Genomic DNA, 25,535 nt, shown 5'->3' with positions numbered 1-25,535 from the left:
CGCTATCACAGCTCGTACCTGCGACTCCTGTGTCGTCCTGAATCCGACCATGCTGAAGCTCTCGCGGGAGGTGCAAGAGCGTTCCAGGATCGGGCACCAATCACAAACAATTTTCCAGTTGTCTAGAATAGTGCAGCGTGGGTACGTTTGGATTGCCTCTATCGCTTCGTTGAGGAAGGAGGCGTGGGTGGAGCATCGGATCACCATCGGCGGAGTGGTATTCTTCGCCGTGGTCGGCGTCGGTCCGGCTGCGTTCGCCGAGCCTTACCCGGAGGGCGCCGATCGCGGTCCGCCGGGCGCCGTCGCGGGCGACACGGCGGCTGTCGCTGCGCCGCGGCAGCCGAGCGCCGCGGAGCTCGCGTCCGCGCGGCACCTCTTCGGGCTCGGCCTCGCCGCCGAGGACCAGGGACGGTGGGCGGAGGCGCTCGAGACCTACGAGCGCATCAGCAAGATCGTCGTGTCACCGGCGCTCTGGTATCACCTCGGCGTCTGTCACGAGGCGCTCGGCCACGTCGTCGAGGCGCTCAACGCGTTCGAGCTCGCCATGTCCGGCGCGACCGCGCGGAAGGAGCTCGCGCTCGCCAGCGAGTCGCGGTCACGCATCGAGAAGCTCCGCGTGAAGACGTCGCAGATCGTCCTGCAGCTGCCCGAGGACGCGACCGGCGTGCGCGTCGCGATCGACGGCGAGCCGGTCCACCCGGCGCTCGTCGGGGCGGCCATCCTCGTGAGCCCCGGGGCGCGGCGGATCGCGGTGAGGGCCGAGAATTACGCCGAGCGGTTCGAGGCCACGGTGCAGGCCGAGACGGGCGCGGTCGTCGAGCTCCGGGCCGAGCTCGGGCGCAAGCGCCCGCCCGCGGTCTCGCGGCAGAGCGCGCCGGCTCGCCCCGCGCCGCCCCGCGCGCCCGCGCCGGGCCCGAGCATCCCGCCGGTGGCCGTCGTGGGGGCGGCGGCCGCGCTCGGCGCCGCCGCCGTGCTCACGGGCGTGATGGCCTACGACGTGCGGCACACCTTCCTGAAGAAGAACGCGAGCCCCGCGCCGGGCTCGCTGGGCGAGCGGCAGGCGCTGCGCGATCGCGGGCAGGCGCTCGCCGTCACGAGCACGGTGCTCACCGGGGCGGCCCTCGTCGCGGGCGGCTTCGCCACGTACCTCTTCTGGCCTTCTGCCGCGCCGCGCGCGGCGCCTCAGGACGCCGCCGGCGGTCGGCCGTCGCCCGCGCCGCGCGCCCCCGGCCCGACGGCGCTCTCGCCGTGGGTCGGCGTGACTGGCGCGGGCGTCGCCGTGCAGGGAGTCCTGTGAGCCGCGCGCGCCGCCTCGGAACGGGCGCCGTCGCGGCGCTCGCCCTGGCCTGCTCCGGCATGGGCGCGTGCGCCTTCCTCGCGCCGTTCCCCGACGTCGCGCTGGACCCGGTGGGCGAGGGGGGAGGTGGCGGCGGCGGGGCGGGCGGAGCGGGCGGGGCGGGCGGGGGCAGCCCGGAGGTGGAGGTCTGCGTCCCCCGCGTCGCGACGGCCTGCTACGCCGGGCCGCGGGGCACGGAGGGCGTCGGCCTCTGCAAGCCCGGCGTCGCCACGTGCAACGACGACGGGACGGACGCCGGCGCCTGCGTCGACCAGGTGCTGCCCGCGTTCGAGAGCTGCGCCACGCCCGAGGACGAGAACTGCGACGGGCGGGCGTGCACGGGCGATCCCGTGCAGAGCGTCGCGCTGGGCGGCACCGGCGCTCAGCAGGGCACGGGCGTCGCCGTCGGCGCGCGCGCCGCCGTGGTGGTCGGGTCGGCGTCCGGCAGCACCGATCTCGGCGCGGGCCCGTCGGATGAGCTGGGCGCGCTCGCCGAGCCGGACGCCTTCCTCGTCTCGTTCTCCCGCGACGCCTCCGCGCGCGAGGGGCGCTTCCGGTTCGCCCGCCGCTTCGCGGACAGCGTCGCGCGGGGGGTCGCGCTCGCGCCCGGCGGCGACGTGGTGCTCGCGGGCAGCGCGTCGGGCGACGTCGATTTCGGCGGCGGCGTGCGCAAGGGCCACGGGCGCCGCGCCGACGTCGTCGTGGCGCGGTTCGACGCCTCCGGGGCGCACCAGTTCAGCCGGCGCTTCGGCGACGGCGCCACCCAGCACGCGACGGCGGTCGCCGTGGACGAGGCGGGGAACGCGTTCGTCACCGGCGAGTTCTGGGGCACGCTCGACTTCGGCGAGAACCGCCAGGGCGAGCGCTTCCTCCTGGAGAGCCAGGGCAAGAGCGATGTGTTCCTCGCCAAGCTCGATGCCGCCGGCAACGTCCAGTGGGCCAGGCAGTTCGGCGACGCGGAGGACCAGGCCGGCACCGGCGTCGCCGTCGACGGCCATGGCGACATCGTCCTCGTCGGCCGGTTCGGCGGGAGCGTCGATTTCGGGCGGGACGAGAAGGGGCTCTCCACCGTGGCCAAGAGCGACCTGTTCATCGCGAAGCTCGACCCCTCGGGCGACCACCTCTGGAGCAAGTCGGCCAACGCGACAAACGCCGCCGAGGCGCTCGGCGTCGCGGTGGACGGCGCGGGCAACGTCGTCGTGACCGGCTCGTTCCGCAGCTCGGTCACCGTCGGCGAGTCCGTGCGCACGACCGCGGGAGACAAGGACATCCTCGTCATCCGGCTCGACGAGAACGGCGTCCTGCAGTGGTGCGAGGACTTCGGCGACGACGCCGACCAGGAGGGCGCGTCGGTCGCGGTCGATCTGGCCGGCAACATCGTGCTGACCGGGTCCTTTCAGGGGAGCATCGAGCTCGGGGACGTGGTGCGCTCGGCCACGGGCGCCGCCGACGCGTTCGTGGCCAAGCTCGCCCCGACCAGCTCCCCGATCTGGTTGCGCTCGTTCGGCGACGCGGGCGAGCAGCAAGGCGCCTCGGTCGCCGTCGATCCCCTCGGCGGCAGCTGGGTGACCGGCCGCTTCGACGGCGTCCTCGATCTCGGGAGCGGCGCGGTCACGAGCCGCGGCGCTGGCGACGCGTTCCTTGTCCAGCTCGGGCCGTGAGCGCCGCTCGCTCGCCGTGAGCGCGGCTCACTCGCCGGCGAGCGGGTAGATCGGCCGGATGTCGATCGGGATCCCCTCGAGGCCGCCGAGCGCCAGCCGCATGGGCTCCGAGACCTCCCCGTAGCGGGCGAGGAGCTCGCCGGCGGCCTGCCTGTCGCCGCGGTGCTGCAGGAGGCAGAGGTCACGGACGAGGCGGGTGATGGCGGCCTCGAGCTCCGCGGCGTCGACCGTGAAGCGCCGGGTCTGCGGCTCGAAGCGGGCGGCGCGCTCCTCGAGGAAGCGGTTGATCTGGAGCGCGGCGCCCTTGCCGTGCGCCTCGGCCACGCCGAAGCGGGTGCTCCGGAAGAGCCCCGCGAAATAGGAGACGAGGAGCTTCTCCCGGAAGTCTTCGGCGAAGTGGCCTCGCTGGATCATGAAGAGGACGTTGTAGGCGCCCATCACGTCGGCCTTGGCCTCCTCGATGGCCGAGTAGGTCGCGCCGAGCGCGAGCCGCACCTCGACCCGCTCTTTGCCAACACGCGCGAACGCCGGGCCCAGGCTGTGCGAGAGCTCGTGGAAGAGCGTCTCGTTGAAGAACGCGTCGGCGGACAGGCGCTCGAGCTGCGCCGGGTCGAGGATGCGCTCGGCGATGGGCCGCATGATCAGGTCGAACTTCGTCTCGATGACGTTGCGGAGCAGGACCTTCTTGGCCCCCTTCTCGGCGCGGACGCGCTCGTCGTTCGGCAGGTTGAACGCGATCGTCTGGACCGATTTGCGGGCGTCGCCGGCGCTGAAGACCAGGTCCACGACCTGGATGGGGCTCTCTCCGCCGCGCTGCGTCTTCACTTCATCGGGGATGGGCAGGTTGCGCTCCATCTCCGGGAGGAGCTCCTTGTACTTGGAGAGCCTCCCGGAGGCCGCCGGGTCGCTCACCGTGACGAACGACTCGAACGATGCCTTGAGGCCGAGGAGCTCGTCCTCGTAGGTCTCGTAAGGGCCGATGGTCACCTCGACCGGGCTGTCGAGATCCATCCAGTCCTTGTCGGATGCATAGTAGTCGTCCGAGCGGAACGCCGCGGCCCGCGACCTCAGGAACCTGCGGAGGCTCTCGTTCGCCGTGAGCGCCGCCGCCTCCTCGAGGAGCGCGCCGGCGGGGCCGAGCCACGCCGCGTAGGCCTGGCTGTACGGCACGGCGGCGAGCCCGCCCTGGTCGCGGCGGATGAGGGTGAACAGGCCCTCGAACGCCTCCTTGTCGCCCGGGTGCTGCTTCGTCCACGCGTGGAGCTCGTCGGCCGCGAGATCTTCCGGGTAGAAGCCGGCGCCGGGCGGGCGGGGCCTGTCGATGGCGAAGGGGCGGTGGTGATCCTGCCTGTCCCACGGGCCCCGCATGATGTCGAAATAGGCGAGCTTGTCCCGCCCTTCCGGGGTGGCGTCCGAGAGGAGCCGCTCGCGGAGCTCGGGGTTCGCGGCGTAGGCCTGCCGGTCGAACACGGGATCGAGCCGCCGCGAGGCCTCGATGAGCTTGCCGAGCGCCCTCCTCTCGGGCTCGGGCAGCGTGCTGACGTCCGCGGTGAGCCTGGCCGGCGCGAACTGCTTGACCTTGTCGGACAACAACGGGACCTCCTAGAGCGGCATGTACCAGAGGGGTGGACCGTCGCTCGAATATAAGGGCGATGTCCGGCGAGCTCCGGACGGTTCAGGGGCGGCCCGCCTGGACCGGGTGCGCGTCGCGGAACTCGCGGACGGCCTGGGCTTCGTCGATGGCGTGCTTGAACCCGGTGGCGGCGCGGAAGGCGGCGCTGTCCACGACGACCGGGTATTTGATGTGGGTCAGCGCCGCGCGCGGGAGCTTCGGCAGGCCGAAGCGGCCGAGCGCGTTGCGCAGCACGAACTCGGGGAGGGGGACCGCCACCCTGCCCGCCGCCCGGATGATGAGCGACAGGGGCACGGGCTGGGGGCCCGAGACGTTGTAGACGCCGCGGATGCGCTTCTCGAGCGTCAGGCAGATGGCGGTCACGACGTCCTGCTCGTGCATGAACTGGAACAGCGGGTCGAACCCGAGGACGTACGGGACGTGAGGCCCGCGGAGGAAGCTCGCCAGCGTGCCGTGGCCCGTCGGGCCGAGCGTGTAGCACATGCGGAGCACGGTCGTGCAGAGCTCGGGAGCGCGCCAGAGCGCCGTGCAGGCGTAGAGATCGGCCGCCACGAGGTCGGCGAGCTCGGGGAAGGTGGATACCGCCATCGGCGGATCCTCCTCTGTGTGGTACAGCGGCGACTCGGGGCCAGCGCCGTAATACGTGTGTCGTCCGACGAAGATCACGTGCTCGGCCCCGCAGGCGCGGCTGTTGTCGAAGACGACGCGCGTGCCGCCGAGGTTGATCCGATACCGCTCCTCGGTCTGCTCCACGAGGTGCGTCACGGTCGCCATGTGGATGACGGCCTGGGGCCGGCTCTTGCGGAACACCTCCTCGGCGGCGCGCTTCTGCAGATCCACGTTGTGCATCTCGACGCCGGCCGGCGCGGTCGGCCACGGCCGCCGATCGATGCCGATCACCTGGTGCCCCTCCTCGAGGAGGCGCGTCGCGACCATGCGGCCGAGCTGACCCGTGATTCCAGGGATGAGGACCCTCATGCGCGCTCCTTCGACGAAGCAGGCCTGGGCGGCGCGGCGCCGCGCTGGTCCAGCGCGAGCTTGCTGCGTCGCCGCCTTCGCCCGGCCTCGATGAGCTCGGCGATCCTCGCCTTCACCTGCTCCACGTGGCCCAGGATCACCTCGTCTTCCTCCGCGCCGGTCCCGGCGAACGTCATCGGCTCGCCATAGGTGATCTCCAGCTGGACCGGCAGCGGGGCCGGGACGAGGTACGGGGTGATCGGGATATACGGCACCCCGAACAGCCGGCCGATCGTGTACGAGTTGGCGACGGTGGGCACCGCGTCTCCGCCGCCGACGAAGCCGAACGGGAGGATGGGCGTCTTCGTCTTCATCGCGAGCCGGACGAACCCGGACCCGAAATTCACGAGCGAGTTGCGCTCGCTGTAGAGCTTGGCGGTGCCGCGCGCCCCCTCCGGGAACACCATGAGCAGCCGCTCGTCCTCGAGCAGGCGGCTCGCGTGCTCGGGGAGGCCGGTGAAGTGCCCTGTGCGGCTCGACCAGAGCGAGGTGAACGGGAGGCGATTGATGAATTTCTCCGCCATCCCCTCTGCCAGCCGCGGCGGCTCCATCTCGAAGAACATCGATGCGACCACCATCGCTCCGTCGATGGCGATTCCCCCCGAGTGGTTGCCGACGAGCATCGCGCGCCCGCGCGCAGGGACGTTCTCCGTGCCCGTCACGCCCACCGAGAAATAATGACGATAGAAGAAGTCAAGGAGCGAGAAAAAGAGACCCAGGTGCTTCCGGGAGATGCCGTAAGGATCGACCCCGAAGCTGTTGAAAGGGATTTCCAGGCGCTGGACGCGCTGGGCAATCGAGTCGCTGACGAGCAGTGTCAAGGGGCACCCTCCGGAGGCTGCGCGCCCGGAGGGTACGCACGATCGGGCGGGGAGCACAACCTCCCCGCCGGCCGGCGCAGGGGGCGGCCGGGCTGCGCCACGTCGGCGCGAGGCTCGATGGATCACCGCTGTGCGCCGGAGTGCCGGCCGCCCACGTCGATGATCGCATCTCGAAACATGACGCGCCGCGGCGGCGCCTTCGCCGCTGCCTCCTGCGCTCTCGCCGCGGGACCGGGACGCAGCCGTTGAGCAGCCGCGCGGTCCGCGGTATGGGGTCGGCCATGTCGATCCGACGCCGCTCCCCCGAGCTCCCCGGCAGGCCGCCCTCCGGCCGCTCGCCGGGAGCACGCCCCTCCGGCGCCCGCCGGGAGGTCGCCCCGTGACAGCGCTCGTCATCCGCCGGGCGGCCCCCACGGACGTGGCCATCATCGCGGCGAACAACCGGGCCATGGCGCTCGAGACGGAGGGCAAGGTGCTGGACACCGCCACCACCCTCCGCGGCGCCGCGGCGCTGATCGCCGATGAGGCCAAAGGGTTCTATCTGGTGGCCGAGCGCGCCTCCGACGTGGCTGGGCAGCTGATGGTGACCTACGAATGGAGTGACTGGAGAAACGGCACTTTCTGGTGGATCCAATCCGTCTACGTGTCCCCCGCGGCGCGGCGCGGCGGGATCTTCCGGGCGCTGTACCGGCGAGTCCACGAGATGGCGGCGGACGCGGGGGACGTATGCGGCATCCGCCTCTACGTGGAGACCGCGAACGCGCGTGCCCAGTCGACCTATGTCGCGCTCGGAATGAAGCGGTCGCACTACGAGCTCTACGAGCTCGATTTTGACTTCGGCTCCTCCTGAGGTGTCCGGCTCTCCTGGCTCTGGGCGGGGGGGACGACCGCGGGCATCGACGGCCAGGAGCCCTTGACGAGGGCGCGCATCGCGGCCGTCTTCAGCGCGACCTCCGAGGGCTCGAGGAAGACGCCGAGGGCCTGGCGGATCTGGGGGAGCGAACGGATGAGATCGGCAGGCGTCATCGCTTCGGGCGGCGACACACCGCTCCGGTCGCAGGCCTCCTGGATGATCTTCCTGGCGAATGTGGGCGCGAGGCCGCAGCACTCGACCACCTGCTCGAAAAGCGAGCGCATGAGCTGGTTCCCCCGGGGTAACGTCTGACGCGCGGCGCGTCTTTCACTTGGGCGAGCACATACCGCCCCACGACAAGAATAGCCTACCTCCTATATCGCGCTCGTGAGATGACGACTGACCTTCTGCTGTCTCTTGTGACGATGTAGGTGACGCAGCGAGGCGTTCAATGTGTGACAGCGCGACCTCGGGTCGCGCGACCTGAGCCGAGGCGGCGGAAGATCGTGGTCGCCGGAGCGTTGGACGGGCCTCCATGGCCGGAGTGTTGGACGAGGCGGCAAAAAGGAGCATCGCCAGGCCGGCGTCGCGCGACGCGCTTCGGCGCGCCGGTGCTCAGGCGCCGCGTGCCGCGTCTGTCCAGCGCTGACGTCTTTGGGACGCTGGTGCGCCGATGGCGTCTCACGACCGTCGTGACGTCGCGCGTCACCGCCCCGCTGGGTTGCGCGTCACCGCCCCGCTGGGTTGCGCGTCACCGCTTCGCTGGGTTGCGCGTCACCGCTTCGCTGGGTTGCGCGTCACAGCCCTGTTGGCTTGAACGGCGTCCGGGAGGTCGCCCGCGGAACGCTCCGCTTCGGCTCCGGCGCCTTCGGCGCTGCGCTGCGAACGGCCGATGAGCGGGGCGCCGGCTTCGTCTTCGAGACGCTGGATCCGCTCGCTGTGCGCGTGTCCGGCCGGCTCGTCCTGGGCTTGACGGCCACAGGCGGGGTCGCTCTGGGGGCCGGCCGCGGGGCCGCGTTCGTTGCGCGGTTGGCGGTGGGAGCAGGGCCGTGTGCGGACCTGCCGAGAGCGGAGCCCTGGGCGGATCGGCCAGCGACAGGGGGCTGGGCGGATCGGTCGGGGGGAGCGCCGTGTGCGATTCCGCCGGGGGCGGGGCCCTGGGCGGAGCCGCCGGGGACGGGAGCCTCGGCGGGCCCGCCGGGCTGCTCCGGCGCGGCCGCGTGGACGGTCGCGCTGTCGGCCACGGTCGTGGGGAGCAGCGGCGACCTCGGGGGGGCGGGGACGCTCTCCGCCGATTCTCGAGCGGCGGGCTCGCGCTGACCGACGGCGACGAAGGCGCCCACCCCGGCCGCGAGCGCGACCGCGCAGACGCTGGCGATCACGCTGCGGCGCACGATGTGCTGCCGGCGGAACACGGCCTCGGAGACGACGGCGCCCAGCCCCGGCGCGCTGCCGTCGGCGCCCGAGCTGTCCGGCGCCGCCCCGAGGATCCGCAGGCCCAGAGGAGAGCGCTGGCTCAGGGGCTCGCTCGGCGGAGAGCGCTGGCCCAGGGGCCCGCTCGGCGGAGGGCGCTGGCTCAAGGGCTCGCTCCGAGGCGAGCGCTGGCTCAGGGGCAGGGGCTCGCTCCGAGGAGAGCGCTGGCTGAGCGGCGAGCGCGCCGATCTCGGCCCGGACGCGGGGCCGCTCCGCGCGCTGATGGGCGCGGTGACGTCGCGCAGGCCGATCTCCTTGATGAGCGCCTCCACGGCGCGAGGCGACGACACCGCGAGGCCCGGCGTGTGCGCGGCCGCCTCTTCGAGCGCCTCGGCGAAGGCCGCCGCGGTAGGGAACCGCTCGTCCCGGTCGGCGCGCAGCGCGCGCAGGCAGATCCCGTCGATCGCGGCCGGGACCGACGGCACCACGCCGCGCGGACCCGCGGGTGGGCCCTGGAGGATCTGCGCGATCAACGCACCGTCGTTGTCGGCCTTGAACAGGCGCTCCTCCGTGAGCATCTCCCAGAGCACCACGCCGGCCGAGTACACGTCGCTGCGGCGATCGACCTGCTCGGCCCGGATCTGCTCGGGCGCCATGTACGAGAGCTTGCCCTTGAGCGCGTTGCCCTGCGTCGACATGAGCCTCGTCTCGGCGCGGGCCACGCCGAAGTCGGTGATGCGCGAGACGCCGTCGATGCCGACGAGCACGTTCTGCGGCGAGACGTCGCGGTGCACGAGGTGGAGCGGCTCGCCGTCGGACCCGGTGAGCTCGTGCGCCGCGTGGAGACCCGCGAGCACGTCGAGGAAGATGCGGAGCACGATCCCGACGGGGACCGGCCGCTTCGCCCGCGCGCACGTGCGGAGCAGGAGGTGCAGCGACGGGCCCTCGATGTACTCCATGACGAGGAACAGCGGGTCCTCGACGAGATCGAAGGTCGCGACGACGTTGGGGTGGCGGACCCGCGCCGCGAGGCGCGCCTCGTCGAGGAACATCGCGACGAACTCGGGCTCCGCCGCGATGTGCGGGTGCATCATCTTCAGGGCGACGAGGCGCTCGAACCCGCCGGCGCCGACGGCCCGCCCGAGATACACGGTGGCCATGCCGCCCGACGCGATGGCGCGCAAGCTCTCATAGCGGCCACCGTACAAGGTCACATGGCCAGGCTACACCATGCGTGGCGCGTTCTCCACGAGTCATGCGCCGGTCTCCGCGTGCGCGCGCCCGTCCCACACAGCCACGACGACAGCCCGATTCCCTGCCGATGTGAGGTGTACTACGACCGTTCGCCGACAGTCGCGGGCCGGCGTGACCTCTCTGTCGGCGATCGGTGACGGTGGCGCAACGCGCGCGGGGGGAGGATGCGCGATCAGCTCACGATCGGCAGCCGCCTGGTCGGCGGTCGCGCGCGCGGGCCGCCCTGCTCGCGCTCGTGCAATGCAAGATCGTGCTCGATGATCGTTAGGGGGTTGTCGTAAGCCGGTAAAGGAAGATCCTTATTCTTCGCATGGACGGGGTGCCTGCCGTGCTTCTTGTACCACTCGGCCACCGTGGCATTTGCCTTCATCTTCTCGAGGATGTTCCGCCACCCGGCGCCGGTGTTGTATGCGCAGAAGCTGATCTCGCCGAGCTGCGTTCCGTACGGAATGATGCACATCTCGGTGCGACGGAAGTCGTAGTTGAACAGATCCTGAAACCACATGCCCGCGACGAACAGGACCCGCCACTCGTACGCGCTGGCGTCGCCCTCACCGGCGTGCGCGGCGCCCGTCTGGCTCATGAACTGCTTCACCAGCGTCGCGAGATTGAAGTTGGACGGCGCCTTTTCGGGCCGGTAGTGGCGCAGCAGCGCGGCGACGACCTGGGCCTTCGTGAGCGTGCGGCCGCGCCCGGCGTCGAAGATGGCGCGCAGGTCGGAGAGCAGCTCCTCGACATCGATGAAGTCGAGCAGCGGGACCATCTGCTTCGTCTTCTTGTGGACGAACAGCACGGTCCCGATCCCGCAGTTCGGGTGGCACCCGCAGTTGATCTGTCCCCAGTCCTTGTCGGGGCCGTCGAGCAGGTCGGTCACGTTGCCGAAGGGGCTGAGCGCCGACAGGGGGAACCAGTCGCGGAGCGGGTCGGTCACGCCGGTCTGCCGGGCGATGTCGTGCGCGAGGTGGCTCAGCGTGTAGCGCTGCTCCTCGCGCAGCTCGTCGGAGATGTCCTCGTCGCGTCCGGTGAAGCTGACCGGCTGGAAGCTGACGACCGTGATCTTGTCGGCGTTCTGGACCGCGAAGTCGATGATGGGGCCCACCTGGTCGTTGTTCACGCCGTTGACGATCGTCACGACCAGGATGACGTCGATCCCGGCGGTCGAGAGCTCCTCGATCGCCCGCAGCTTCACGTCGTAGAGGTTGCCGATCTTCCGGTGGCTGTTCGCGGTGTTCGTGACCCCGTCGAACTGCAGGTACGCCATCCGGAGGCCGGCCTCCCTGGCCTTCATGGCGAAGCCCGGCTCCTCCGCGAAGCGGATCCCGTTCGTCGCGCACTGCACCGCGAAGTACCCCTTCTGGCGTGCGTACCGGATCGCGTCGAGGAAATGCGGGCTCAGCGTGGGCTCGCCGCCGGAGAACTGGATCGACATCTGGCGGCGCGGGCGCACGTCCGCCGCGTCGTCCAGGATCCGCGTGATCTCCTCCCAGGACAGCTCGTGCACATAGCCGACCTGATTGGCATCCATGAAGCACGGGTCACACATCATGTTGCAGCGGTTCGTCAGATCGACAGTGAGCACCGCGCCGCGCCCGTACCGGATGGTGCTCGAGCCGTGGTTGTGGATCTTATCCGGCGTCATCTCGACGTCGCGGCCGCCGAAGAGGCGCTCGATCCGGGCGAGGAACTCCGGGTCGATCGAGATCGTGTCCGAGAAGAAGCCGTGCTTCGGGCACGTCTTCTCCATGACCACGCGCCCGTCGCGCGCGACGATGCTGGCGCGGATCTCCCCGGGCTTGTCGCTGATGAGCTTCGTCCAGTCCGCCTTGCCACTCAGGATCTCGGCGCGCGCCTCCTTGACGCAGCGCGGGCACAGGCTGTCCGTCTCGCGAGGCCAGCCGAGCGGGGGCTTCGAGCGCTGGCCGCCCCTCGGGATCGGCTTGTCGCTCCACTTCGGGTGAAACGGCTTGGGCTCGCCGCCGAGCCGGCTCAGGCGCTGCAAGACTGGCCACGCCTTGTTGGCGGATACCGTGATGGCCTTTTCCAGTGTCCGTACCAGATCGATCAAGCGTCACCTCACTCACAGGCGCATTCAGCGGCTGCACCGTAGGTCGGCCTAGCGCGTGCTTCCATCAAATTCCAGGGTCGCACGCGGCGCTGAGCGCCGCTGAGCGGCGCTGACATGACCCGGCGCTGCTGAGCCTGGGGAGTGACAGCGGGCCGTCGATCGCGGGATAGTACGGCGCAGCGTATGCGATTCCTCCCTGGAAGCCCCCGCGCCGTGGGCCTCGCCGCGGCGATCGCGGCCACGGCGGTGGCGGGCACGGCAGCGCCGCAGCCGGTCGCGCGGGCGCCGCAGGCCGCGGAGGACGGCGGCAGGACGCCGGCGGGCGCCGAGGCCGGCGCGGCGCCGCTGCGCGGCAGCCTGGGCGTGCCCGTCGCCGAGCAACTGCTCTCGTCGGGGGACCCGGAGGCGCGGCTGCGCGGCGTCGAGCGGCTCGGATCGATCGGCACCGAGGAGGCGGTGAGCGCCCTGCTCGCCGCGCTCGAGCAGGGGTCGCCGGCGGCGCGCGATCCCAGGGCGCGCCTCGCCGCGGTGCGGGCGCTCGCACCGCACGCACCGCGCGACAGCGTGCGCCAGCTCCTCTCGCGCGAGCTGTCGGAGGGCGGCGGCCCCGCGCGCGGCGCCGCCTCGCCGCTCGGCGAGGTGCTGCGCGGCACGGCCGCCCTCGCGCTCGCGCGCACCGGCGAGAGGCGCGCGCTCGGCGCGCTCGTGAACGCGATCGTGCAGGGCGGGGCCGCGGGGGAGGCCGCGGCGCGCGCGCTCAAGGCGTACCCGCCCGCGTCGCTCCAGCTCCTGCTCGGGAGCCGCAAGCGGATCGAGCCCGCGCTCGTGAGCTTCCTCGGCGAGCTCGGCGATCTCCGGGCGATCGCGGCGCTCCGGCCGATGCTCGAGGGCGGCGACCGGGCGGCGCAGGTGGCCGCGGCGCGCGCCCTCGCGCGGCTCGGCGACGAGGCGGCGCTGGCGAAGGCGCGCGCGTGGCTGCGCAGGCCGGAGCCGGGGCTCTTCGAGCCGACGGTCGAGATCCTCGTCTACCTCGGCGCGCCGGAGGCGCCGGAGGCGGTGGCCGCGCTGCTCGGATCCGAGCTCGGCCGGGTCGACGGGCTCAGGCTGGCCGAGCTCGCGCCGGCGGAGCGGCTCGTGCCGGCGCTCGCGCGCGCGCTCCCGCTGCTCCCGGAGGACGCCCAGCCGCGCGCCGTCGCCGCGATCGGCCGCGCGGGCGGCGCGGAGGCGGCGCGGCAGCTGCGCCGGCTGATCACCGAGCGCCCCGAGCTCGCGACGGCGGCGGCGTTCGCGCTGGCGACGATGCCCGGGGCCGAGGCGCGGGCCGCCGTCGCGGAGCTCTTCGAGGGCCCGCGCGCCGCGAAGGACGCAGACCTCCGCAGGCTCGGCCTGCGCGCGGGCGTCGTGCGCGGGCTCGTGCTGCGCGACGCGCCCGCGGCGCTCGAGGGGCGGCTCCTCGCCGCGCTCGCCGCGCCGAAGGGGTCGAGCGATCGCGCCGTCGGGGTGTTCGGTGCCGTGGCGCTCGGCCTCCGCGACGCGGTCGAGGTCGTCGGCGGGTGCTCTCCGGCCTCCTGCGATCGCGCGGCGGTCCACGCGGCGGCGCGCGGCGCGCTCGCGCTGGGCGATCGCGCCCTCGCCGCGCTCGCGCCGCTCTTCGCGGAGCTCGCCGCGCGCCGCGTGGACCGCCGCGCCGCCGCGCCGGGCGGCGACGACGCCGCGCCCGACGCGGCGGCGATCTCCGCGGGCGTCGCGCTGCTCGCGGAGCCCGGGGGCGGGGCGATCGCGACCTCGCGGCTCGCCGCGCTCGCGGAGGAAGGGGGGCCGCTGTCGCCGCTCGCGGCGCGCGCGCTCGCGGCCCGCGACGACGAGGTGGTCCGCGGCAGGCTCAAGCGGCTGCTCGAGGGGAGCGATCCCGTCGTGCGCGCGCACGTCGCCCTCGGCCTCGGGAGCGACCCCATGCCCGACAGCGTGTCGCTCCTTGCGCGCGCCTACCGCTTCGAGGACGACCCCTCGGTGCGCCGCGCGATCGTCCGCGGGCTGTCGCGGCGCACCGAGGTGCAGCGCAGGCGGGTCCTCCTCGCGGCGCGGGATCTCGATCCGGACGAGGGGGTGCGCGCGCTCGCGCGGGCCGCCCTCTCCGGCGCCGGCGCGCCGGGGCTCGACCCGCCGCGCTCCGCGCTGGCCACGGGTGTGGTGTGGATCGCGATCGTCCCGAACGACCGGAGCGCGGCCGCGAGCGCGTCCTCGCGGCCGGCGCGGCTCGTCCGCCCGGATGGGCTGGCGGTCCCGGTCGTGGCCGATCCCGACGGCGTGCTCCTCGTGCCGGCGGTGCCGCCCGGCGTGAGCTCCGTCCTGCTTGCGCCGGCCGCACCCCCGGGGGACGCTGGCTCATGGCGATGAGCAACGCGACGGACGAGGGCGGCGCGGCCGTGGGATCGGCCGTGGAATCGGCCGTGGGATCGAGCGCGGAGCCCCGCGCCGCGTCGACGCCGTCCGCGACCGAGGCCGATCGCGCTCCCGCGAGCGGCGACAAGGCCGCGGGCGCGACGTCGTTCGAGGAGTCGACGCGCCGCCTCGCGAAGATCGTGGCGGAGCTCGAGGGCGGCGACCTGCCGCTCGAGCGCGCGCTCTCGCTCTTCGAGGAGGGCATCCGCCTGTCGCGGTCGGCGCAGGAGCGCCTCGACCGCGCGGAGAAGCGCGTCGAGGAGCTGCTCGGGATGGACGCCGACGGGCGCCCGGTGACGCGCGAGTTCGAGGGCTGAGCGGAGCAAGGGTGAGATGAGGACGGCAGCGGCGCTGATCATCGGCAACGAGCTGCTCAGCGGGAAGATCGCTGACGAGAACCTGTTCGTGCTCGCGAGCACCCTGCGCGCGCTCGGCGTCAAGCTGGAGCGGGCGGTCATGGTGCTCGACGACATCGAGGTGATCGCCGCGGAGGTGCGCGCGCTCGCGGCGTCGCACGACTGGCTCTTCACGAGCGGCGGCGTGGGCCCGACGCACGACGACCTCACGATCGCCGGCGTCGCTCGCGCGTTCGGCGTGCCGGTGGTCAGCGCGCCGAACATGGAGAGCATGCTGCGCGAGTACTACGGCGACCGGCTCACCGAGGGGCACCTGCTCATGGCGCGCATCCCGGACGGCGCGCGGCTCGTGACCGGCGGCAGCGCCGCGTGGCCGGCCGTGGTGATGCGCAACGTGTGGATGCTGCCCGGCGTGCCGCAGATCTTCCGGGCGAAGCAGGCGCTCATCCAGGCGGAGCTCTCGGGCGGCGCGCCGTTCATCTCGTTCGCGGTGTTCACGACGCTGGACGAGGGGCAGCTCAAGCCGATGCTCGACCGCGTGGTCGAGGCCCACCGCGACGTGGACATCGGCTCCTATCCCCGGTGGTCCGGCGTCGAGTACCGCACGAAGCTCACGTTCGACGGCCTCGTCGAGGCGAAGGTGCGCGCGGCGCGCGACGCCTTCGCCGAGAGCCTGCCCGCGGGGACGGTCGTCCGCGTCGAGTGACGCGCGCCGCTCCCGCAGCGCGCCACGCTCGCCGCGCAGCCCTGGCGGCCGCCACCCTCCGCCGCCGCTCCGCCGCCTCGCCGGCGCGCTGATCCCCGAGGCCCCGCGCGCCGGCCGCCGGGCCCGTCGCGTGCTTGTCGCCCGCGCATGAGCCTGTGGAAGCGCGCCGCGCTGCAGCCCGATCACCTGCCCGATCCGTACGCCAACGACCCCGCGGCGCTGGCCGCCTTCGCCGGCCCGCGCGAGCGAGCGCTCGAGGAAGGGATCTGGTCGCTCGGCGACGCCGACCTGCTCGCGATCGTGCTCGGCACCGGGCTGGTCGGCACCCCCGTGACGATCGTCTCCGCCGCGCTCCTCTCGCGCTTCTCCGGACTGGAGGGGCTCTCGCGGCTCGGTCCGCACGCGCTCGCCGAGCACCCCGGCCTCGGCCTCGCGAAGGCGCTCCGCATCGCTGCGTCGCTCGAGCTCGGGCGGCGCGCCTTCGAGCGCGCGGTGCGCCCGCGGCCCCCGGTGCGCACCTCGGCCTCGATCGCGGCGTGGTGCGCGGCGCAGCTCGGCCCGCTCGATCACGAGCAGATGTGGGTGATCTCGCTCGACGGCCGCAACGGGATGAGGGGAGCGCGCCGGGTCGCGCAAGGCGGGCTCCACGGGTGCTCGGTCACGGCCAAGGACATCCTGCGCGCCGCGCTCGCGGACGCGGCCTCGGCGCTCGTGCTCGTGCACAACCACCCGAGCGGCGACTCGGCGCCGTCTCCCGAGGACGTGGCCATGACCGACGCGGTCGCCGCGGCCGGCGAGGTGATCGGGGTGCCGCTCGTCGATCACGTCATCCTCGCGCCGGACGGCCACTACTCGTCGCTGCACGATCTCGGGATGATCAAGGCCGGCGACGCGCCGCCCGGCGCCGCCGATCGGCCGCCTAGCCGCGCCGGCTGACCAGGATGCCGTGCCGCTCGCCGCCGGGCTTGCCCGCGGCGCCGGGGACGCTCGCGAACCGCAGCGTCGCGCCGCCCCAGTCGACCGAGGGGCTCCCCTGGAGCAGCGAGGCGTAGAGCGCGCTCGCCTGCGTCATCGGGCAGCCGATCGCCTCGCGCAGGAACGTGAGCGACGCGCCCGTCGCGTAGCTCACCGGCGCTTGCCGGCCGTCCTCGCCGATCACGGTGACCTTGAAGACATCGTCCTCGGCGCGCGCGGCGCGGTCCGGATCGGTCAGCGCGAGGTGCAGCGCCTCGATCGCGCCATTGCCGGGGCCCCCGCTCGCGTCGAGGGTCACGCGGAGCTCGAGGAGCGGCGCCGTGTAGCGGACGATCCGCCGCGCCGCCCCTCCCTCCGCCGCCACGGGCGGCGCCAGCGTCTCGCGGCGCCTGAGCTGCGCCTCCACGACGAGCGCCGATCGCGCGAGCTCCCGCTCCGTCTTGCCGAGCAGCCGGCGCGCTCGCATCTCGGCGAGCGCGCGCTGCAGCACCTCGCGGTTGCGCGCCGCCCGCTCGTGGCTCCGCTCGCGCGCGAGCAGCGCCTCGAGCTCGCGCAGCGCCTGCTCGTGCTCTCCGATCGACGCGAGCGCGTCGGCGAGCGTGAGCCGCGCGTCGGCGAACGCCGGCGCGCGCCGCACCGCCTCGCGGTAGGCCGCGACGGCCGACGCGATGTCCCGCCGCGCCTCGTGCGCGAGCCCGAGCGCGAAGGCCGCCCGCCCGTCCTCCGGCGCCGCCTCGCACGCCCGCGCGAGCCAGCGCGCCGCCTCGTCATGGAGGCGCTCGTCGTAGAGCACGATCCCGAGCTCGCGCAGCACCCGCGCGTCGGGCGGCTCGATCGCGGCGCCCTGCCGGAGCTCTGCGGCCGCGTCGTCGAGCCGGCCCAGGCGGACCAGCGCGCGGGCGTAGGCGAGGCGCGCCTCGACCTCGCCGCCGTCGAGATCCACCGCGCGCGCGAGCGCCCGCGCCGCGTCGGCCCAGCGGCCCTCCGCCGAGCGCGCCGCCCCGAGCGCGAGCCACGCCCCCGCGTCATCCGGCGCGCCCGCGAGGTACCCCTCGAGCCCGGCGATCCCGCCGGCCATGTCTCCTCGGCTCAGCAGATCGAGCGCGCGGGCTCGCTGCGCTTCGGACGGCGTCATGCCGGCAAGGGTACGCCGGCGCGACGAAGCGGGTCGAGCGTCGCCCGGCGCGCGGCGCGCGCGGCGTCGGCGGAGCGGGCCCGGCCGCGCCGCGGGCGCGGCGTCAGTAACCCGGCGGGAGATCGGCCGTCAGGCACGAGACGGTGTTCGGCGCCGTGCGCGACGACCACGCGGCGCCGGCCGGCTCCCCGCCGGAGAAGCGCACGCCCTCGCGCGGATCCCACGACGGCGCCTCGCCCGGGCGCAGGGAGTGCGTCCCGCTCTGATAGAACGCGATGATGTACGTGTGCCCCGCGACCCGGCAGCCGAGCCGGTCCGCGAGCGCCCGCGCGAACGCCTGGCCGGTGTGGCCGAAGGCGCTGCAGCAGCGGAGCCACACGAGGGCGTCCGGCCCCGCGAGCTCGGCCCTCAGGGCGTCGAGCGCCCCGTCGAGCGGCGAGCCCGGCCGCAGCGCGGCCTCGTCGAGCCGGGTCGCTCCGAGGCGCATGTACCCCCAGCCGCCGTGCCCCCAGGCCTGCAGCGACGTGATCTTCCGGCCGCGCTCGCGCGCCGTCCGCGCCGCCCACCCGAGCGCCTCGGTCCAGCTCGAGGCCGCGAGCCCCCCGTCGGCCGCGCCCCGCAGGCGGTGGAGGAGCGCCCCGGCGCGCCAGATCGGCGTGAGCCCGATCGTCGCGCCCACCGCCTCGCCCACGACCGCGAGGTCCTCGGCTTCGGGGGCCGGACCGTGCGCATGCTCCGCGCTCGCGCGCCGGCCGTTCACCCGCCGCGCGCTGCCCCACCCGAGGTCGGTGTTATCGAAGAGGACGAGCCGCATCGGACCTCCCATTCTACCCATTCCGAATGTACCGCCGCTCGCCGCCGCGGCCACGCGGTCGATCCCCCACCCGCACCCCGAGCGCCTCCCGACGGCGCCGGCACGCGCCTGGTGCGGCGGCGGCGTGGCGGACGTCCCGGTCGCGGCGGGCGCAATCGCTAGTGATTTCCTCCCGCGCCCTCGGGTAGCCTGCCCGAACCGATGGGCCTGTCCGAAAACATCAGGTTTTATGCGGCCACCGATGTCGGCCGCATGCGGGACCACAACGAGGACAACTACCTCGTCGACAAGAAGCTCGCGCTCTTTGTGGTTGCCGACGGAATGGGCGGACACGCAGCGGGCGAGGTCGCGAGCGCCCTCGCCGTCCGCATCATCCACGAGGAGCTGAAGAAGGAGCGGGACCTCATCGAGAACCAGGCGCGCAGCAACGTGCGGCGCGCCGCGATGAAGGAGGTCCTCAGCCTGCTCGAGCACGCTGTCCAGCGCGCGTGCGCCCGGATCCACGAGGAGGCGAAGGCCGACGCGACGAAGCGGGGCATGGGCACGACGCTCTCCGCGCTCCTCATCGCCGGCTCGCACGGCTACATCGCCCACGTCGGCGACAGCCGCATCTACCTCCTCCGCGAGGGCCGCATCCAGCAGGTCACCGAGGACCACACCGTCTACAACGAGCTCATCAAGCGCGGGAAGCTCACGCGCGATCAGATCGAGAAGGTCGCGCAGAAGAACGCCATCACCCGCGCCGTCGGCGTGTACGAGCGCGTCGAGGTCGACACGCTCACGATCGAGGTGCTCCCGGGCGACCAGTTCCTCCTCGCGTCCGACGGGCTCCACGGGTACATCGCGCACACCGCCGAGCTCGAGCCGTTCTTCGAGGAGGAGAACGGCGAGGTCGCCGCGAACGGCCTCATCGATCTCGCCAACAGGAAGGGCGGCAAGGACAACATCACCGCCGTCCTCGTGCGGCTCGGCCAGGGGGATCACCGCGACAGCGTCCGCGCCCGGCTGCTCGCCCTGAAGCGCGACGTGCTCGCGAAGATGCCGCTCTTCGCGCGCCTCCAGGAGCGCGAGATGCTCCGGGTCATGCAGGTCGCCGAGGTGCTCTCGTTCGAGCCCGGCCAGATCGTGGTCCGCGAGGGGGATCGCGGCGACGAGCTGTTCATCGTGCTCTCGGGCCTCGTCCGGATCCTCCGCGGTGACGCCGTGCTGAGCGAGGTCGGCCCGGGCGAGCACTTCGGCGAGATGGCGCTCATCCGCAGCATGCCGCGCTCCGCCACCGTCTCGGCCGTCGAGCAGAGCGAGCTCATCGCCGTCCGGCGCGCCGATTTCTTCGAGATCCTCCGCAAGGAGCACGAGCTCGCGGTCAAGCTGCTCTGGCAGTTCCTGGGGGTGCTCGCCGACCGGCTCGACCAGACGTCGCGCGACCTGACCACCGCTCGCGAGGAGCTCGCCGCGGAGGACATCACGAACGAGATCTTCCCCGACAGCGAGGAGGGGAAGAGCCCGTTCGCCGTCGAGGAGCGCTCGTCTGCCCGCTGAGCCCCGTCCCGCTGAGCCCCGCCCTGCGGCGCCGGCCCCGCGGCCGGCCGCGACCCGACACGCCGGACGGAGCGTGGCGGCCGGCGGCCGCCGGTGGTTGCGCCCGTGGCGGCGGCCGTGGTGGCGATCGGCGGGGCTCGGCGGCGCCGTGCGTGCCGGGCGAGCGATTCGCGGATTGACACCCTCCTGCCCCGGCCGGTAGCGTCCGTCCGACGGATAACCATGAGCATGCACGGCAGAAGGTACTGCGAAGGCCATCTCGCTCGCGTCGCCATCAGCGTGGCTGGGGGCCCGGCGTTCGCGTCGCTCGCCGTCGCTGCGGCGGCTGTCCTCTCGGCGCTCCCCGCGGCCGCCGACGAGCCTCGGAGCGCCACCGAGCCGCGGCTCATGATGGAGACCGGCGAGCTCACGAGCGTCGTCGACGCGTTCGACGAGGGTGACACCTTCGATCTGAACTTCAGCTTCGGCTTCGAGCACGCGTCGAAGAGCGCGAAGATCCGCCGCGAGACGAGCATCGCCGGGCCGGGGCTGTCGACGGGCGGCTACACGTCGAACCTGCTCAACGTCGCGAGCTACAGCGAGGCGACGTCGAAGTTCAACATGCGCCTCGACGTCGGCCTCTACCGCGACCTGGCGCTCTACCTCAGGATGCCGCTCATCCTGAACCACTCGCGCGAGCTCACGGATCTCGACGGCAGCGAAGGCCGCCAGAGCGTCGCGCTCGCGGGGGCTCCCGGGGAGCAGCTGTTCTCGCTGCCCTTCACGTCGCCGAACCGGAGCGGCATCGAGTACCTCGCCGTCGGCCTCGACGTGAACATCATGAACCAGGCGCGCGACCGGACGAAGCCGACCTGGCTGTTCGGCGTCGAGGGGCGCTTCCCGGTGAGCGAGCCGATGCACGCCTGCACCGAGTCGCCGAAGAGCGGCCAGGTGAAGTGCGCGGCGCCGGGGGACATCGACCGGAACGGCGCGAGCAACGGCGAGTTCGATGCGGCGAACGTCGCCCAGCGCGACCCCGGCGTCTCGCGCGGCACCATCGGCCTCGAGGTGCACACGTTCCTGTCGAAGCGGGTCAAGTACGTCGAGCCGTACGGCGGGTTCAAGGCGCTGTTCGAGTTCCAGCAGGAGTCGAGCGACTACGGCCTCACCGACCTGAAGACGTCGCTGGTCAACCACCCGCCGCTCGTCGGCAGCGTGCTGCTCGGCGTGATGATCATCCCCTGGGAGAACCGCGAGAAGTTCACCGGGCTCACGTTCGATCTGCGCTTCACCGGCGAGTACCACTCCGAGGGGCGCGACTACTCGGAGCTGTTCGACGCGCTCGGATCGAGCGACGCGCCGACGCTGCGGCAGCCGCAGTGGGCGTCGTTCCGCGAGAACGATGCGTACAGCGTGGCCGCCTGCCGGAGCGGCGACCCGCGCGCGTGCGCGCCGTCGGTCGTCGACGAGGGCTCGCAGCGGACGTACTTCACGGGGCTCAGCGACGTCCAGCCGTACGGCTCGTACCGCGGCTCGGCGAGCGTGACGTGGAGGGCGGCCGAGCTCGTGAAGTTCCAGCTCGGCGTCGGCTTCCGCCACGACCAGGGGCACGGCATCGGCGGCGATCAGCCGTGCAACTCGCAGTACAAGGACAGCATCGGCGCGGCCGGGCCCTGCCGCCGCCAGCACGACGACGGGAGCTTCACCGTCACGGGCAGCCCGAACCCCAACTACCGCCCGACCATCAACGCGATCGGCCGCCGCTTCTACGTCAACGACAGCAACACGTTCGACCTCTTCGCGAGCGGCACGTTCATGTTCTGATCGGCGCCCCGAGCGGCGGTGGCCGCCGCGGCGCGCGCCGCGGCGGCCGAAGCATCGACACCATGATCGACCTCTGGCACCTCCGCGGTCGCGCGGGCGTCCTGGCGTTCGCCGCGGCGTTCACCACGGCGCTGCCGGCGTCGGGCGAGCCTGCGGGCGCGGCCTCGCCCGCGCGGCTCGGGCAAGCCGCCCAGGCCGCGCAGCTCACGGGCTCCGGGCAAGGCGCGCCCCCTGCGGGCTCCGGGCGCCCTGCGCGGCCCGCGCGGCCTTCCGTGGTGCTCCCGACGGCGCTCGCGCCCGAGGACGTGGAGCGCGCCGCGCCGCTCGCGAGCGCGCTCGACGGGCTCCTCTCGGACACCGCGCAGGACCTCGGCCTGTCGGTGGATCTGGCCGACCGCGCCGCCTCGCGATCGCGCCCCGACGAGGTCGAGCTCATGGAGCGCGCGCGCTCGAGCGACAGGCTCTTCATCGCGCCGAGCCTCGACCTGCGCGGCGACGAGGTGGAGCTCAGGCTGGCGCTCGCGTCCGGCGGCGCGCGGTCGCTGCGGGTGCGCGTGGAGCGCGTCGCGCGCGACGACCTCGCGGTGCGCGCCGCGGTGATGCTCCGCGACCTCGTGGCCGAGCTCGACGCCGGCCCCGCGGGCCCGTTCCCGGGACACGAGGCGCCGTGCGCCGAGCGGTGCCGCGGGCGCCTCGCCACGCCGGCGCGCAGCCTGGGGAAGGCGACGCTCGCGGCCAACGCGACGCTCTACGGCGGCCTCGTGGGCTTCTCGATCCAGCGCTCGAGCGGCTCGGACGACCCGCGCCTGCTCTACCCGCTCCTCGCGGTCGGGGCCGGCATCGGGCTCGGCGGGGCGATCATCATCGCGGAGGAGTGGGACGTCGGCGTGGCCGACGCGTGGTACCTCGGGTCCGGCACGTGGTGGCCGACGATCGCGGGCCACCTGATCTACCAGGGCCGCTTCGCGAAGCACGCCGAGGATCCGGGCCAGGAGCGCTGGGCTTCCGGGCTCATCGGGGGCACCGCCGGGATCACGCTGGCCGCGCTGGGGCTCTCGCTGGGCCGCATGTCCGAGGGCGGCGCGCTGATGGCGCAGTCGGGCGGCGGGCTGGGGCTCCTGCTGGGCGGGCTTGTCGAGTGGGCGGCCAGGGGCGACGTGCAGCGCACGCCGATCGCGGGGATGGGCTACGGCGCGGCGCTCGGCTGGCTGGCGTCGGCCGCGGCGGCGACGCAGCTCGACGTCACCGCATCGGAGGTCCTGACGGTCGACGTGGGCGCGCTGCTCGGCGGGCTGGGCGCCGCCGCGCTCGCCAGCCCGCTCGTCTTCGATTCTCCGACCGAGGCCCAGCAGCGGGCCTGGGTCGGCGCCGCCGCCGGCGGGTTCTTGCTGGGGGCGGGCGTCGCGTGGTGGGTGGGGCGCCCGGCCGCGGCAGGCGCCCGTGGCGCGCGCCCCTCGTGGAACCGGTTCGGCCTGCCCATGCTGGGAGTGATAGGAGAGAGCGTGGTCGGGAGCCGGCGAGCGCCCGCGCTCGGCCTCGGGTGGCAGGGGGCGATTCCGTAGGAGCTATGAAGATCACGATCACCGAGCTGGATGCAGGGACGCGCCTCGACAAGCTGCTCGTGCAGCTTTTGCCCGGGCTGGGCCGGGCGGGTGCGAAGCGGCTGTTCTCCGAGGGGCGCGTGCGCGTGCTCAGCGAGGGGAAGAGCGGCGCCGGTCGGCGCGCGTCGAAGGGCGACGTCGCGGCGGCGGGCGAGGTGCTGGAGGTCGACGTCGAGCCGACCGAGGCCTCCGGGGCGGCGACGCCGGATCCCGAGGTGCCGCTCGAGGTGGTGCTCGAGCGCGACGACCTCGTTGTGGTGAACAAGCCCGCCGGGATGCCGACGGCGCCGCTCGATCCCGGGGAGCGCGGGACGCTCGCGAACGCCCTCGTCGCGCGGTACCCCGAGATGGCGGCGATCGGCTTCTCCCCGCGGGAGCCCGGGCTGTGCCACCGGCTGGACACCGACACGAGCGGCCTCGTGCTCGCGGCGCGCACGGCCGCGGCGTTCGCGGCGCTGGGCGCCGGGCTGAAGGAGGGGCGGCTCGACAAGCGCTACCTGCTGATCTGCCAGATCGGCGATCTCCCGGAGATGGGCTCGATCGAGGTGCCGCTCGCGCCGCACCCGAAGGACAAGAAGCGGGTCTACCCGTGCATCCACCCGCGCGACGTGGTGCGCTACGCGCCGCGGCCGGCGGCGACGATGTACAAGCGCGTGCGCCAGGTGGGGCTCTGGGAGCTCGTCGAGGCGCGTGCCCCGCGGGCGCTGCGGCACCAGATCCGGGCGCACTTCGCGTCGGTGGGGCACCCGCTGGCCGGCGACGTGCTCTACGGCGGGCCCGCGGTGGAGGGGCTGAGCCGCCACGCGCTGCACGCGCACTACATCGGGTGGGGCGGCAGCGAAGCGGTGCCTGCGTTCGTTGTGACGTCGCCGCTGCCCGCGGACATGGCGGCGCTGGTCGGCGAGGTCTGAGCCGGGCCCCGCGCCGCGGGCTCACCCGATCGCGGCCGCGGGGCGCGCGCTCTGCGCCCCCGCGCGCCCGGCGGCGGGGCGCGCGGGGCGGCTCAGCGAACGCCGCGGCGGCTCAGGGCGCGCTCGCCTCGACGACATGGCCGTTCACGTCGCGCGCCCGCGCCGTGATCCGGAGGTCGTCCGCCGACGCCGTCCCGTCGAGGTTGCTGAAGCGGAACGCGATGACGTACGCCGACGACGCCGCGTTGAACTTCGCCGGCTCGATCCGGATGCCCCCGAGGCTCTGTTCGTCGATGATCGCGGCGTCTCCCTCCGCTGTATATTTGCGATTCCACTCGTCGTAGTTGAACACCCGCTCCTCGATGACCGCGCCGGTCGAGCGGTTCTCCGTCGCGACCGCGATCTCGGTGAGGCTTGGCGCGATGCCGGGCAGGGTGACCTCGACCTCGACCGAGACGCTCGACGTGGAGTCCTCGTCGGTGCGGCGCACGGCGAGCGCCGGGGGCAGCCCGCGCGGCGTCGGGAGGAAGCGGAGCGGGTGCACGCAATACACCTTCTCGGTCCCTCCCTCGCGGATCTCGAAGTGCAGGTGGGGGAACAGGCTGCTGGCGGCGAGGCCGGTGTAGCCGATGTGCTCTCCGCGCCCGACCTGATCGCCGGTCTCGACGAGCGGCATCGCCAGGTGGATGTAGGTGCTGTAGAAGCACGCGCCCGGCGCGTCGCAGTGCTCGATCTGCACCACGACGTCCTCGAAATCGTCGTAGCGGCCTGCGCGCGTCACCCTCCCGTCGGCCACCGCGTACACCGGGGTGCCCATGACGGTGGGGATATCGATGCCCCGGTGAAAGTCATAGACGCCGTCGCGCGAGGTCTGAAGACGGGGCCCGAAGCTCGACGACATCGGCTGGAGCTCGTCCGTCCCCCCGATCGGCCACACGAGATCTGCGCCCTCCGGGTCCGAGCCGCAGCCGGCGGCGACAGCAGAGAGGGCCAGTAAAAGCGCGAGATATGATGGCTTCCGCGATGGCTTCATGGTGGGGAGTCCGTGGCGCGCTGGCGCAGTGCAGGTGTCGAGTCCACGACGCAGCGCCGCGCGCTCATGGTATCGAAGCAGAGCACGGACGTCGAGGTCACGGCTCCGCGCGCGGCCCTCCGGGTCGGCGCCGTCGACGCCGTCGGCGATCTCGCCGGAGGGGGGTC

Annotated in this window: 20 protein-coding genes; 11 read left to right on the top strand and 9 right to left on the bottom strand. The window is 73.4% G+C overall.

Going from position 1 to position 25,535, the window contains the following annotated elements:
• Positions 1-187: 187 nt before the first annotated feature.
• Complete coding sequence (locus WMF17_RS33705) at positions 188-1,297, top strand: hypothetical protein (RefSeq protein ID WP_437597358.1); 1,110 nt, start codon at positions 188-190, stop codon at positions 1,295-1,297.
• Entirely contained in the window at positions 1,294-2,997 is a 1,704-nt protein-coding gene (locus WMF17_RS33700; RefSeq protein WP_437645133.1) for a hypothetical protein, read from the top strand. The genes WMF17_RS33705 and WMF17_RS33700 overlap by 4 nt, the downstream gene beginning before the upstream one ends.
• A gap of 27 nt (positions 2,998-3,024) precedes the next feature.
• On the opposite strand, the gene WMF17_RS33695 is transcribed toward WMF17_RS33700, so the two are convergent.
• From WMF17_RS33695 to WMF17_RS33685, 3 genes are all read right to left on the bottom strand, one after another.
• Positions 3,025-4,590: a dipeptidyl-peptidase 3 family protein gene (locus WMF17_RS33695; protein ID WP_437645131.1), complete on the bottom strand. Its 1,566-nt coding sequence runs from the start codon at positions 4,588-4,590 to the stop codon at positions 3,025-3,027.
• A gap of 82 nt (positions 4,591-4,672) precedes the next feature.
• Positions 4,673-5,608 (bottom strand): SDR family oxidoreductase, encoded by a 936-nt coding sequence (locus WMF17_RS33690; protein WP_437645129.1) that lies wholly within the window; start codon positions 5,606-5,608, stop codon positions 4,673-4,675.
• Entirely contained in the window at positions 5,605-6,468 is an 864-nt protein-coding gene (locus WMF17_RS33685; RefSeq protein WP_437645127.1) for a lysophospholipid acyltransferase family protein, read from the bottom strand. Before WMF17_RS33685 ends, WMF17_RS33690 begins: the two co-directional genes overlap by 4 nt.
• 379 nt (positions 6,469-6,847) lie before the next feature.
• Here WMF17_RS33685 and WMF17_RS33680 point away from each other — a divergent pair, with 379 nt between their 5' ends.
• Positions 6,848-7,318 (top strand): GNAT family N-acetyltransferase, encoded by a 471-nt coding sequence (locus tag WMF17_RS33680; RefSeq protein WP_437597351.1) that lies wholly within the window; start codon positions 6,848-6,850, stop codon positions 7,316-7,318.
• On the opposite strand, the gene WMF17_RS33675 is transcribed toward WMF17_RS33680, so the two are convergent.
• The 3 genes from WMF17_RS33675 to WMF17_RS33665 all read right to left on the bottom strand — a co-directional run bounded on the left by WMF17_RS33675 (position 7,285) and on the right by WMF17_RS33665 (position 12,053).
• Positions 7,285-7,605, bottom strand: coding sequence for a hypothetical protein (locus WMF17_RS33675; RefSeq protein ID WP_437645125.1), 321 nt, complete (start codon positions 7,603-7,605; stop codon positions 7,285-7,287). The two genes, WMF17_RS33680 and WMF17_RS33675, sit on opposite strands and share 34 nt — an antisense overlap.
• A gap of 513 nt (positions 7,606-8,118) precedes the next feature.
• Positions 8,119-9,948, bottom strand: coding sequence for a protein kinase domain-containing protein (locus WMF17_RS33670; protein WP_437645123.1), 1,830 nt, complete (start codon positions 9,946-9,948; stop codon positions 8,119-8,121).
• 212 nt (positions 9,949-10,160) lie between these two features.
• Positions 10,161-12,053: a radical SAM protein gene (locus WMF17_RS33665; RefSeq protein WP_437645121.1), complete on the bottom strand. Its 1,893-nt coding sequence runs from the start codon at positions 12,051-12,053 to the stop codon at positions 10,161-10,163.
• A 183-nt stretch (positions 12,054-12,236) separates the two neighbouring features.
• Between WMF17_RS33665 and WMF17_RS33660 the strand changes: the two genes are divergently transcribed.
• The 4 genes from WMF17_RS33660 to WMF17_RS33645 all read left to right on the top strand — a co-directional run bounded on the left by WMF17_RS33660 (position 12,237) and on the right by WMF17_RS33645 (position 16,493).
• Entirely contained in the window at positions 12,237-14,450 is a 2,214-nt protein-coding gene (locus WMF17_RS33660; RefSeq protein ID WP_437645119.1) for a HEAT repeat domain-containing protein, read from the top strand.
• Positions 14,447-14,812: an exodeoxyribonuclease VII small subunit gene (gene xseB / locus WMF17_RS33655; RefSeq protein WP_437597345.1), complete on the top strand. Its 366-nt coding sequence runs from the start codon at positions 14,447-14,449 to the stop codon at positions 14,810-14,812. The genes WMF17_RS33660 and xseB overlap by 4 nt, the downstream gene beginning before the upstream one ends.
• 16 nt (positions 14,813-14,828) lie before the next feature.
• A complete protein-coding gene (locus WMF17_RS33650; protein ID WP_437597344.1) occupies positions 14,829-15,557 on the top strand; it encodes a competence/damage-inducible protein A in 729 nt (242 codons plus the stop codon).
• 147 nt (positions 15,558-15,704) lie between these two features.
• A complete protein-coding gene (locus tag WMF17_RS33645) occupies positions 15,705-16,493 on the top strand; it encodes a JAB domain-containing protein (RefSeq protein ID WP_437645117.1) in 789 nt (262 codons plus the stop codon).
• Here WMF17_RS33645 and WMF17_RS33640 read toward each other — a convergent pair.
• Entirely contained in the window at positions 16,477-17,667 is a 1,191-nt protein-coding gene (locus tag WMF17_RS33640) for a tetratricopeptide repeat protein (protein ID WP_437597333.1), read from the bottom strand. The two genes, WMF17_RS33645 and WMF17_RS33640, sit on opposite strands and share 17 nt — an antisense overlap.
• A 103-nt stretch (positions 17,668-17,770) precedes the next feature.
• Complete coding sequence (locus WMF17_RS33635; RefSeq protein ID WP_437597331.1) at positions 17,771-18,481, bottom strand: hypothetical protein; 711 nt, start codon at positions 18,479-18,481, stop codon at positions 17,771-17,773.
• A gap of 201 nt (positions 18,482-18,682) precedes the next feature.
• On the opposite strand from WMF17_RS33635, the gene WMF17_RS33630 reads away from it, so the two are divergent.
• The 4 genes from WMF17_RS33630 (at position 18,683) to WMF17_RS33615 (ending at position 24,335) form a co-directional block, all read left to right on the top strand.
• Entirely contained in the window at positions 18,683-20,020 is a 1,338-nt protein-coding gene (locus tag WMF17_RS33630) for a Stp1/IreP family PP2C-type Ser/Thr phosphatase (protein WP_437597330.1), read from the top strand.
• Between the two features lie 228 nt (positions 20,021-20,248).
• Positions 20,249-21,823 (top strand): hypothetical protein, encoded by a 1,575-nt coding sequence (locus WMF17_RS33625; protein ID WP_437645116.1) that lies wholly within the window; start codon positions 20,249-20,251, stop codon positions 21,821-21,823.
• Positions 21,824-21,885: 62 nt separating this feature from the next.
• A complete protein-coding gene (locus WMF17_RS33620) occupies positions 21,886-23,385 on the top strand; it encodes a hypothetical protein (protein ID WP_437645114.1) in 1,500 nt (499 codons plus the stop codon).
• Between the two features lie 5 nt (positions 23,386-23,390).
• Positions 23,391-24,335 (top strand): RluA family pseudouridine synthase, encoded by a 945-nt coding sequence (locus tag WMF17_RS33615; RefSeq protein ID WP_437574989.1) that lies wholly within the window; start codon positions 23,391-23,393, stop codon positions 24,333-24,335.
• A 112-nt stretch (positions 24,336-24,447) separates the two neighbouring features.
• On the opposite strand, the gene WMF17_RS33610 is transcribed toward WMF17_RS33615, so the two are convergent.
• The gene (locus WMF17_RS33610) at positions 24,448-25,272 is read right to left on the bottom strand and encodes a M23 family metallopeptidase (protein ID WP_437645112.1); all 825 of its coding nucleotides are present in this window, start codon (positions 25,270-25,272) and stop codon (positions 24,448-24,450) included.
• Positions 25,273-25,535: the final 263 nt, after the last annotated feature.

The sequence above is a fragment of the Sorangium sp. So ce362 genome (genome assembly GCF_051519845.1).
Taxonomy (GTDB): Bacteria; Myxococcota_A; Polyangia; order Polyangiales; family Polyangiaceae; genus Sorangium.
The sequence above is the reverse complement of the archived record's forward strand: the minus strand, read 5'-3'. Positions and strand labels throughout refer to the sequence as shown.